Source organism: Cetobacterium somerae (assembly GCF_022430525.1).
GTDB lineage: Bacteria > Fusobacteriota > Fusobacteriia > Fusobacteriales > Fusobacteriaceae > Cetobacterium_A.
This window is the reverse complement of the sequence record NZ_CP092519.1, coordinates 1344894-1355886: the sequence shown is the minus strand read 5'-3', so window position 1 is coordinate 1355886 and position 10993 is coordinate 1344894. Positions and strand designations below refer to the sequence as shown.

The following is a 10993-nucleotide window of genomic DNA, read 5'->3' as shown; positions in this document are numbered from 1 at the left end:
TATTGTGTTATAATAATAACAATCTATGCTAGGATTTACGATTAAGCCCCGTAAACCTTGGCTTAGATATTAAATATTCAGGAGGAAATAAAATGGCTATAAACAAAGCAGAAATCATCAGCGCTTACGGAAAAGACGGGAAAGATACAGGATCTACAGAGGTTCAAATCGCTATCTTAACTGCACAAATCAACCACTTAACTAATCACTTAAGAACTCACAAGAAGGACTTCCACTCAAGATTAGGATTATTAAAAATGGTTGGAAAAAGAAAGAGACTTTTAAGCTACTTAATGAGCAAAGATATCGAAGGATACAGAGCTCTTATTGCTAAATTAGGAATCAGAAAGTAATATTAAAACGAGGAAGTCTTCCTCGTTTTTTTTTATAAAATAAAAGGGGAGAGTGTATGAAAAAAATTTATATACTATTTTTAATAATATTTTCTATTGAAATATTTCCACAAGAAATAAATTATGATGATAAATATCAAACTCAAGAAGAGTATGTAAAAGGTAAAATTTTATATTTAGAGAGCACAAAAAAAAGTGGATATAGTGGACAAGATGGAATAAAGGAGATTGAAGAGTATAGGGTAAAAATTTTAGAAGGTGACGATAAAAATAAGGAGATTTTAATTCAATCACCAGTTTATTTAGAAAAAGCTTATAATATTTTTATAAGAGAGAATGAAAATGTAGTATTGTATAAAGAGCCTGGAGAATTAGGTGATAATACTTACTATATAGTAGATATAGATAAAAGAGACTCTATATTTTTAATAGTAGGTATATTTGTATTGTTAACATTTATAATTGCTAGATATAAAGGAATAAAAGCTATTTTATCTTTAGTAATTGTAGTAGGTATAATATATAATATTTTTTTACCAATGATATCAAATGGATATTCACCAATTTTGATTTCAACCTTATGTGCTTTATTATGTTCAACAATTACAATATTTTTAACAACAGGATTCTCTCAGAAAGGATTAGTAGCAATACTAGGAGCAGTTTCAGGAGTAGTAATAGCAGGAATAGTATCAATGTATTTTTCATATAAAATGGCTATGACAGGTTTTGTTTCAGTAGAGGCATTAAATTATTCAACATTACTTCAAGGAATAAAAATTAGAGAAATAATATCTGCTGGAGTTATTTTAGGAAGTATGGGAGCAGTAATGGATGTATCTATGTCAATATCATCAGCTCTTACAGAATTGAAAAAGAGAAGCTCTGATATAGCTAAAAAGGACATTTTTGAATCAGGTATGAGAATAGGTGAAGATATTATAGGAACAATGGTAAACACGTTAATATTAGCTTATATAGGAAGTGGAATATTATCAACATTATTTATATATTTACAAAAAGAACAATTTCCTTTAATTAGAATTTTAAATTTTGAATCAGTAGCAGCTGATATTATAAGAGCTTTTGCAGGAAGTATAGGTATTTTAGTTGCAGTACCTATAACTTCATATCTATGTTGTATTATATTTACAAAAAAAAATAGCTGAATCTCAGCTATTTTTTTATTGTTCTGTGGGAACAAAGTGATTAACTACATTATTCCATAAATTTTCTTTTTTTAAAATATATTCTATAAATTCTCTAACAGCTCCATCTCCACCATTTTTAGTTGAAGTAAAATCAGAAATATTAAGAATTTCTTCAACTGAATCTTTAGGTGCTCCTGTTAGTTTACATTTTTTCATAACTGCCAAATCAATTAGATCATCACCCATATAAGCAACATTATCATAAGAAATAGAATATTTTTCTAATATTAAATCAAGAGTTGCTATTTTATTTTTAATTCCTTGATGAATTTCTTTTATTCCAAGTTCTTGACAACGTTTGGTAACTATTTGAGACGTTTTTCCGGTGATGATAGCAACCTCTTTACCTTGAGAAATAGCTTGGGTAATTCCTAATCCATCTTTAACATTAAAAGCTTTCATTTCATCACCAAGATTTGTTACATAAAGCTTACCATCAGTAAGAGTTCCGTCAACATCTAAAACAATAAGTTTAATCATAAAGCCTCCTCAAAAATAAAAAATAAAACTGGGGATGTCCCCAGTTTTACTTTAATAGCATCGATTATAAAGCGTTAACTTTTGCAGCTAATCTAGCTTTTCTTCTAGATGCTGTATTCTTTTTCATAATTCCTTTGCTTACAGCTTTATCTAACTCTTTATAAGCTACTGATAAAGCAGCGTTTGCAGCTTCAACCTCTTTAGTTTCTACTGCTACTAAAACTCTCTTAAGCATTGTTTTTACTCTAGATTTTACAGCTTGATTTCTCTCTCTGTTTCTCTCTGCTACTAAAACTCTCTTTTTTGCTGATTTTGAATGTGCCAAATCAAAAACCTCCCTTTAATTTTAAATAAAATTTTCATAACATAATAACATAAATAACGCTTTATGTCAATACGTATATCGTACTCAGTATAAGTATTTTAATTTGACAGGTAAGCATAAAAAGAGACACAATATTTACAATGGACCTAGAATATTTTAACATATTTATTATAAAAAAAGAAGATAAATAAAAAAATAATTTATATTTTCTCAAAAAAAGAGTATTATATTATAGTGAGAATACGAGAAACAAAGAAAGGATAAGAATGAATATAGAAGAAAAAATATCTTTAGAAGCTAGAGAGAAAATGAAGCTAGAGATAGAAAAAGTCGATGGTAACGAAGTATTTTTCAGAGGACTTCCAGATGAAGAAGGAGTAGTAACAGAAGTCGAAGTATTAGCAAGAGGCAATAAATATTCAGTTCCTGCTATATTAAAAGGAATGAGAAAAGGTGAAGTAATAATACATAATCACCCATCAGGACACTTATATCCATCTGATCCAGATGTAGAGATTGCTGCAATATATTCAAATAAATTAGATGGAGGATCTTATATTGTAGATAATAATTTATCTGATATATATGTGATTGTTGAACTGATTCAAAAGAAAAATATAAAGATAGATATAAAACCATATTTTGAAAAACATGGTCTTTTAGCAAATGTATTTAAAGAGTTTGAATATAGAAATGAGCAGTTAGAAATGGCTGAAGTCATTGAAAATGGATTAAATACAGAAACAAAAGTAATTGTTGAGGCAGGAACAGGAACAGGAAAAACATTAGGTTATTTAATTCCTGCTATAGAGTGGAGTATAAAGAATAAAAAAAGAGTTGTTATAAGTACTAATACAATAAATTTACAAGAACAACTTTTAAATAAAGATATTCCAATAGCTAAAAAAGTTATTCAAGGAGATTTTAACTATGTTTTAGTTAAAGGAAGAGGAAACTATTTATGCAATAGAAAATTACATAATGTTGCTACAGGAGATATTGTAGATTTTGAAGAATATAGTCAAAGTCAAAAATCTCAATTTAAAGAGGTTTTAAAATGGGGTGGCAAAACTGAAACTGGAGATAAGGCAGAGCTTCCATTTGAAGTAGATTATTCAATTTGGGAACATTTTCAAAGTGAAAGTGATATGTGTGCAGGAAATAAATGTGCATTTAAATCAGAATGTTATTTTTTAAAAGCAAGAGATGAAAAGAAAAAAGCGGATATACTAATAACTAACCATCATATGTATTTTTCTGATTTAGCAATAAGAAAAGAAATAGGTTTTAATACAGAGTATTCAATTTTACCAGAATATGAATTAGCAGTATTTGATGAGGCACATAATGTTGAAAAAGTTGCAAGAGATTATTTTTCATATGAGATTTCTAAATATGGCTTTACTAAAACTATGAATCAAATATACACAATGGAAAAATCTAAAAAAAGAGGTACAGGAAGTTTAGATGTTTTTATAAATTATTTAAAAAATTGTGACTATGATGGAAAAAAAGGAATTGAGTCAGATTTAGAGAATGATATAAAATTGAGACATCGAAATTTATTTAACTCAGGTAGAGCATATTTTAATTTTATAATTGAAATTTTTTCTAAAGGACAAATGAGCAGCATAACTTATAGACTAAAAAAGAATGAATTTGAAAAAGCAGTTTTTTACAATCAATTAGATAATTTAAAAGACGAATTTGTTATAGATTTATCATCTTATTTAAAAAAAGTTAGAACAATTTTAGGAAAAATTAAAGATATAGAAGATAAAGAGGGATATATAAGTGATTTTTCTAGATATATAGATAGGTTGGATAGTTTTTTTGAAAATTTGAAATTTATAAATTCGCTAGATGATGATAAGTTTATATACTGGGCAGAAGTAAATGGTAAAAAAAGCAATTCAAAGTTAGTTGCTACTCCTTTAAAAATAGATGGGGAATTAGATAAAAATCTATATGCAAATTTGAAACAGATGATTTTTACATCTGCAACAATAGCAATAGGAAATGATTTTACTTATTTTAAAGAAAGTATAGGGTTAAAAGAAAAAACTCTAGAGAAGGTTATTCACTCTCCATTTGATTATGATAATCAAATGACGGTATATTTACCTAAAGATTTACTAAACCCAAGTGATCCTAAATTTATTGATAGTATTAAAGATTTTTTAAAAAATTTGATATTGAAAACTTCAGGAAAATGTTTTATACTATTTACTTCGTATAGTACCTTAAATTACATGTATTATATGATAAAAGATGACTTAGAAGAGGCTGGATTAAATTTGTTGATTCAAGGACAAGCTCCAAGAACTCAGCTTGTAAATTTATATAAAAATATAAAAAATCCTGTTTTATTTGGAACAGATTCTTTTTGGGAAGGTGTGGATATAAAAGGTGAACAGTTAAGTTCAGTAGTTTTAATAAAATTACCCTTTAAAGTTCCAAGTGATCCAGTAACAGAAGCAATAATTGAAAATATAACACAACAAAATAAAAATGCATTTGTAGAGTATCAAATTCCAGAATCTGTAATAAAATTTAAGCAAGGAATTGGAAGATTAATTAGAAGTAAAAGTGATAAAGGAATTGTTACAATATTAGATAATAGAGTAATAACAAAAAGTTATGGAAAATATTTTAAAGAAGCTATTCCTACTAAAAATATAAAGATACTAAGTAAAGAAGAGATTTTAAAAGATATTTCTAAAACCTAAAAGGAGTAACTAATATGAAAAAAATTGAGCTATTTGGTCTAAGTTTAACTTTTAAGATTAATAGGAAAAATGCAGACGATGCTGAATTATATACTAAGGATCATCATTTAAAAGAAAAAATATTTTATTTAATTTTAATGATAATGTTAATAGTTATTAGTTCAAAGAGTGGCTATATAGTAAATAGACAAAAGTATGATGTAGGTGATGTGGCAATAAATGATATTTATTCACCTAAAAGTATTCTTTTTAATGATAGAGATAAGAAGCAAGACATAATAAAGAATCTTATGGAAAATTCTAAAAAAGAGTATATATATGTACCACAAGCGGGAACAGTTTATATATCAGGAGCAGAATATCTATTTGATGAAATATTAAAGAAAAATTTCAAAAAAAACAAGTTATATTTAGATAGAGTTGAAGATATAATAGGAAAGCAGTTACCTCCAAAACTAATAACAGAATTAACACAATTAAACAAAAAAGAGTTATTAGAAGCAAAAGAAAGAGTTATTGGGTTTTTAACAAAAGCCTATGCAACAGGAATTATAAGAGAAAAAGGGAGTCTAACAATTTCTCCTCCTAATGACGAGTTATTTTTAGAGCTTCCAGAATTTGATAAGAAAATTGTTGAAAATTTTTTAACAGCAAATTATATATATGATGAAACTAAAACTAAAAACTCCATTGCAGAAAAGATCTCACAAATAGATGACCAAATTTTAGATATAAAAGCGGGAACTTTACTTGTCAAAAAGGGTGATATAATAACTGATAGTAGGGCTAAACTTTTAGAAGCTGTTGGAATTTATTCTTATAAAAAGAGTTTAGGTTTTTCTATGGCAAATTTTTTATATACGATTATTTTGACAGTTATATTCTATCCGCTATTAGCAAATAAATTTAAGAAAAATATATTAAATAAAAGTATATACAGAAGTTTATTTTTGATATTTACAATAGGCTTTTTAGCTTATAGATTTACAAAACCTGATCATATATATTTTGTTCCATTTGAAACAATGTACTTCTTAATGGCAATACTTTTTGCTAAAGATTTTGCTTTTTTAGCGACGCTTATGGCAACTACTTTTTTATTTCCAATTGTAGGCTATGATCCAGTATTTATTATTGTAACTTTCTTGGTTTGTTTAATGGGATCTTATCTAATAGAAAAAGTAACAACAAGACAAGAATTGATAGCTTTAGGAATGAAGCTAGCAGTAACAAAATTCTTTTTATATCTGTTATTAACTTATTTTATAGGAAGAGAACAAAATTTAATTGTACTCCAAAGTGGAGAAATAGTTGTTTCAGGATTACTTTCAGGAATGTTAGCAATAGCGGTGTTACCATATTTTGAAAGAACATTTAATATTTTAACAACATTTAGACTTTTAGAATTAGGTGACTTGTCCCATCCTCTGCTTAAGCTTTTATCAATGAAGGCACCAGGAACATTTCATCATTCAATGATGGTTGCAACTTTATCAGAAGCAGCAGCTGAAGCAATTGGAGCAAACGCTATTTTTGCAAGAGTAGCATCGTATTATCATGATATAGGAAAAATGAAAAGACCTAAATTTTATGTAGAGAATCAAGAAGGAGGAGAAAATCCTCATTCAAAGATATCTCCATTCTTAAGTACTCTAATAATAACATCTCATACTAAAGATGGTAATGAATTAGGAAGAGAATATAAAATTCCAAGAGAGATTAGAGATGTTATGTTTGAGCACCAAGGAACAACAATGTTAGCATATTTTTATAACAAGGCGAAGCAATTAGATCCAACTGTTATAGAGGAGGATTTCAAATATGGAGGACCAATTCCAAGAAGTAAAGAGTCGGCTATAATTATGTTGGCAGATTCAATAGAGGCAGCTGTTAGATCATTAGATGAAAAGACACCAATAACTATTGAAAATATGTTAAGAAAAATTATTAATTCGAAAATAGAGGATAATCAATTATCTGAAGCGGCATTGACATTTAAAGAAATAGAAATAATTATTAAAACATTTACAAAAGTTTTAATGAGTATTCATCACGTTAGAATAAAATATCCAGGACAAAAGTAAAAGGAGTTAATATGGAAGTAGTATTAGATTTTTCTCTAGAAATAGAGGGATATAATGAATTTATAAATGAGGAAGAAGTAAAAGAATACATTTGTGAAGTATTAAACGATGAGTTTGAATCAGAAAAGCCAGTTTATATGTCTGTAGCTTTAGTTGGAAATGAAGAGATTCAAAGAATAAATAGAGATTTTAGAGATAAAGATAGACCTACAGATGTAATATCTTTTGCATATCATGAAACAGAAGACTATATGATTGGTCCGTATGATACGTTGGGAGATATAATAATATCTTTAGAAAGAGTTGAAGAGCAGTGCAATGAGTATAATCATTCGTTTAGGAGAGAATTTTTTTATGTTTTAACTCATGGAATGTTACATCTTTTAGGGTATGATCATATAGAAGAAGAGGATAAAAAAGAGATGAGAGCTAGAGAGGAAGAAATTTTAGGAAAATTTGGTCATACTAGAGATTAAGGAGGAGTTGATGAGGGGTAAGGGAAATAATAAACAAGATGTAACACAAAGTTTTAATGTAGCAATAGAAGGAATAATAGAAACTATTAGAACAGAAAGAAATATGAAATTTCACGCATTTTGCACGATATTAGTTTTGATGATTTCAATTTTTCTAGGTGTAAGTAGAATGGAATTAATTGTGTTATCAATTAGTATGTCCCTTGTTTTAGCAGCAGAACTCTTAAATACTGCCATAGAAAGTTTTGTAGATTTAGTTTCACCAGAATATAATATTTTAGCAAAAAGAGCTAAAGATGTTGGAGCAGGTGCAGTATTTATAGCAGCTAGTAATGCTTTGATAGTTGGTTATTTAGTTTTTCATAAAAGAATAGCAGGCGAGTTTGATAACTTTTTTGATTTATTAAAAGAATCTTATGCAAATGTAATTGTATTTATAATTATATTTATAGTGGTACTAGTAATAGCAATTAAAAGTATTTTCAAAAAAGGAACTCCTTTGAGAGGAGGAATTCCTAGTGGACATAGCGCTCTCGGTGGAGCGCTTTTCATGGGAATATTTTTTTTAACACATGATGTTAGAGTATTTTATCTTTCTTTATTTCTTTTAATTTTAGTTTTACAATCAAGAGTAGAAGGAAAAATACACACAGTTTTAGAAACCATAATAGGCGCCGCAATAGGAATGGGTGTAACATATCTTTTTCTATCTCTATTAAAAATTTAGAATACTAGGAGGTATATAATGCAAAGAGCTAAAGATTATCTGTTGCTTAGTGTACTCTCTTATTGTAATTTTTCTCAAGAGGATTATAAAAAAAATTTAGATCAAATTTACAGAGAGAACGATTCATTAAAATTAGATAGCGATGGATTTTATTTTTCAAATTCAAACACTAGATATTTATTTTATAATTTTTTTAAGGATATTCTTCATAATTGGGAGATATTTTATGTAGAAAGTAAACGAGCTTCTGATTTAGAAAGAGATTCAACAGGATTTTATAGTGTAGTGTTTCGAAATATCAAATATGATAAATATGTAATTTCTTATAGAGGGAGTGAAAAATATCCAATAGAAGATGCTTATAAAGACTTTATAGAAAATGATTTAAAAATTGGACTAGGTGTTAAACCTGTACAATTTTATGATGGCTTAGAGGTATTTAATAAGATTTATGATGAGTTTAAAATTCCTAAAGAAAAGATATCAATAACAGGACATTCTTTAGGTGGTGGAATTGCTCAGTTTGTAAGTATTATGGTTGATAAGGAGAGGGGATTTATTCCATATACATGTACTTGGAATGCTGTAGGAATAAATAGAGATGGTATTATAAATCTTTTAGATTTTTTTAACTATGATAAAATTTTAGATAAACTTAATTTGGATGATATTGAAAAGCAATATTTTGTTGAGTTTAAAAATGAATATTTAGCATTTTTTTTAAAAGAATTAAAAAAAGGTAAGGTAATAAAAGATAGTAGTACTTTATTAATTGAAAGTAATGTTGAGATATCTCCTGAAATAGATGATGGATTTATAAAAAATTTTGTAAAGAGTACAAAATTTGAAAATTTATTAAGTAAATTATCAAATGATACAAAAAATACTTTATTAGATAATAATAGAGTTTTTAATGCCTTATTTAAAGTGGATAATTTAACGAATGAACTTTTCCAAGCAGATTATTTTATTAGAAAAATTAAGGCTAATAAAGTATATGAAGAAAATATAGTTAATTTTTGTCATTCTGAAGATTTGACAGTATCTCTTTTTCCTCATGTAGGAGCTGTATATCAAGTTGATAAAGGTTTTTTAAGAAAAGAGATAAAGAAAAAAACTATTTTTTCTAGTTTTTTATTTTTTACAAAATCAGTTCAAGATTACCACTACCAAGATATATTTTTACCTTTTATTGAAGTTGAAGGTGAAAGATGTGGAATGTTTAGTAAAAATTTATCAATTGGTTATTTAGGAACAATTGTGAGAAAAATATTAACTCTTGAATATTGTGTTGAGAAAGAGCTATTAGCAGATTATTACAGTTTAATTTTAATAACAGATTTAAACTATAAAAAAATAAAATCTCAAATTTTAAATGCGATAAAAAAATGTGGAGAGGATATTTTATATAAATCTCAAGCATATAATCAAATAAAAGATATGGATCAAGAAACTTTTTCGAAAGTTTGGGAAAATTTGAAGACAAAGCTTCCTAGTCCATATAGAATACAAGATATATATGATTTAATATTATTTTAAAAGGACATGAATTTCATGTCCTTTTATAATTTAAATATATTTACAATTAGTGGAACTAGTACAGGCACTGATGTAGTTAGAACAACGCCTGAAAAAAATGCGATAACAGATATATCAGAACTATTACTTTTATTTATAACTGGAAGAAGAGTGTCCATAGCTGTAGCACCAGCTGTAGATATAGACTCGAAACTTCCAATGGATTTAGCAATAAGAGGAATTGTTAAAATTGCAAGAACTTCTCTAAAAACATTACTTAAAAAGGCAACACTTCCAAGTTCAGGACTTATTTTAGTTAATTCAATGGCCGACAGAGAGTACCAGCCAAGACCAGAAGAAACAGCAAGACCTTCTCCAATAGAAATAGGAAGAAATAAAGAACCAATAACTCCACCTAAAAGAGAACCTAAAATTGTGGAGATAGGAAGAAGCCATATTTTTTTACCATATTTTTTTAAATCAGAAAATACAGAAGAGTTATCTCCAATATCGATTCCAACAAAAAATAAAAGTAAGCAGAGACCTAAATCGATAAAAGTATCTGATGAATTAGATAAAAATGGAGTTTGAAAAAATAATCCTATAATAACGCCAAAAATAATTGATAAACAAATTCCGAGCATCTATTTGTCACCTCTTTTTCTAAAGAAAAATTTAGTGATAAAAATACTTCCTAAGATAGAAAAAAATGCAATAACAATAGCTTGTAATCCAAGATTTGGAAATTCTTTTATAATTTTGTTATCACTACCAATTTTATAACCCATAACTCCTAATAAAAAGAAAAGAGAAAAGGATTGTAAAATAGCAGTTTTCATCTTTAATTTTAAAGGTATTAATTGGTATTTGCTCAATAAAAATCCACAGCTTATAATGAAAATATATAATAAAATTCTTATCATACTTCCTCCTAGATATTAAATATAGTAGGAGTTTACCATAAAGATTATATAAAAATCAAATTTTGTAAAAAATAAACCTTTAAAAGGTTTGAAGAAAATAAAAAATAAAAAAATAAAATTAATTAATTTTTTTTTATTAAAATTTATATAAAAAATAAAAAAAATTT

At 26.9% G+C, this 10993-nt stretch carries 11 protein-coding genes; 7 read left to right on the top strand and 4 right to left on the bottom strand.

The window, feature by feature from the left end:
* Positions 1-92 precede the first annotated feature (92 nt).
* Together rpsO and MKD34_RS06185 are read left to right on the top strand one after the other, a co-directional pair.
* The gene (gene rpsO / locus MKD34_RS06190) at positions 93-353 is read left to right on the top strand and encodes a 30S ribosomal protein S15 (protein WP_023051110.1); all 261 of its coding nucleotides are present in this window, start codon (positions 93-95) and stop codon (positions 351-353) included.
* A 56-nt stretch (positions 354-409) separates the two neighbouring features.
* Positions 410-1522 carry a YibE/F family protein gene (locus MKD34_RS06185; protein WP_240218735.1) on the top strand — a complete coding sequence of 371 codons (1113 nt, stop codon included), beginning with the start codon at positions 410-412 and terminating at the stop codon, positions 1520-1522.
* 15 nt (positions 1523-1537) lie between these two features.
* On the opposite strand, the gene MKD34_RS06180 is transcribed toward MKD34_RS06185, so the two are convergent.
* Together MKD34_RS06180 and rpsT are read right to left on the bottom strand one after the other, a co-directional pair.
* Positions 1538-2044, bottom strand: coding sequence for a KdsC family phosphatase (locus MKD34_RS06180; RefSeq protein WP_240218734.1), 507 nt, complete (start codon positions 2042-2044; stop codon positions 1538-1540).
* Between the two features lie 64 nt (positions 2045-2108).
* A complete protein-coding gene (gene rpsT, locus MKD34_RS06175) occupies positions 2109-2369 on the bottom strand; it encodes a 30S ribosomal protein S20 (RefSeq protein ID WP_023051107.1) in 261 nt (86 codons plus the stop codon).
* 266 nt (positions 2370-2635) lie between these two features.
* Here rpsT and MKD34_RS06170 point away from each other — a divergent pair, with 266 nt between their 5' ends.
* The 5 genes from MKD34_RS06170 to MKD34_RS06150 are packed head-to-tail and all read left to right on the top strand — an operon-like array spanning position 2636 to position 9924.
* On the top strand, positions 2636-5098 hold the full coding sequence (locus MKD34_RS06170; protein WP_240218733.1) for an ATP-dependent DNA helicase: 2463 nt from the start codon (positions 2636-2638) through the stop codon (positions 5096-5098).
* A gap of 14 nt (positions 5099-5112) precedes the next feature.
* Positions 5113-7182: an HD family phosphohydrolase gene (locus MKD34_RS06165; protein ID WP_240218732.1), complete on the top strand. Its 2070-nt coding sequence runs from the start codon at positions 5113-5115 to the stop codon at positions 7180-7182.
* A gap of 11 nt (positions 7183-7193) precedes the next feature.
* On the top strand, positions 7194-7658 hold the full coding sequence (gene ybeY / locus MKD34_RS06160) for an rRNA maturation RNase YbeY (protein ID WP_240218731.1): 465 nt from the start codon (positions 7194-7196) through the stop codon (positions 7656-7658).
* 10 nt (positions 7659-7668) lie between these two features.
* A complete protein-coding gene (locus MKD34_RS06155; RefSeq protein WP_240218730.1) occupies positions 7669-8385 on the top strand; it encodes a diacylglycerol kinase in 717 nt (238 codons plus the stop codon).
* Between the two features lie 18 nt (positions 8386-8403).
* On the top strand, positions 8404-9924 hold the full coding sequence (locus tag MKD34_RS06150) for an alpha/beta hydrolase family protein (protein ID WP_240218729.1): 1521 nt from the start codon (positions 8404-8406) through the stop codon (positions 9922-9924).
* A gap of 23 nt (positions 9925-9947) precedes the next feature.
* Here the strand turns inward: MKD34_RS06150 and MKD34_RS06145 are convergent, their stop codons facing one another.
* Positions 9948-10547, bottom strand: a complete 600-nt coding sequence (locus tag MKD34_RS06145) for a lysine exporter LysO family protein (RefSeq protein ID WP_240218728.1) — start codon at positions 10545-10547, stop codon at positions 9948-9950.
* Positions 10548-10826 (bottom strand): LysO family transporter, encoded by a 279-nt coding sequence (locus MKD34_RS06140; protein WP_240218727.1) that lies wholly within the window; start codon positions 10824-10826, stop codon positions 10548-10550.
* Positions 10827-10993: the final 167 nt, after the last annotated feature.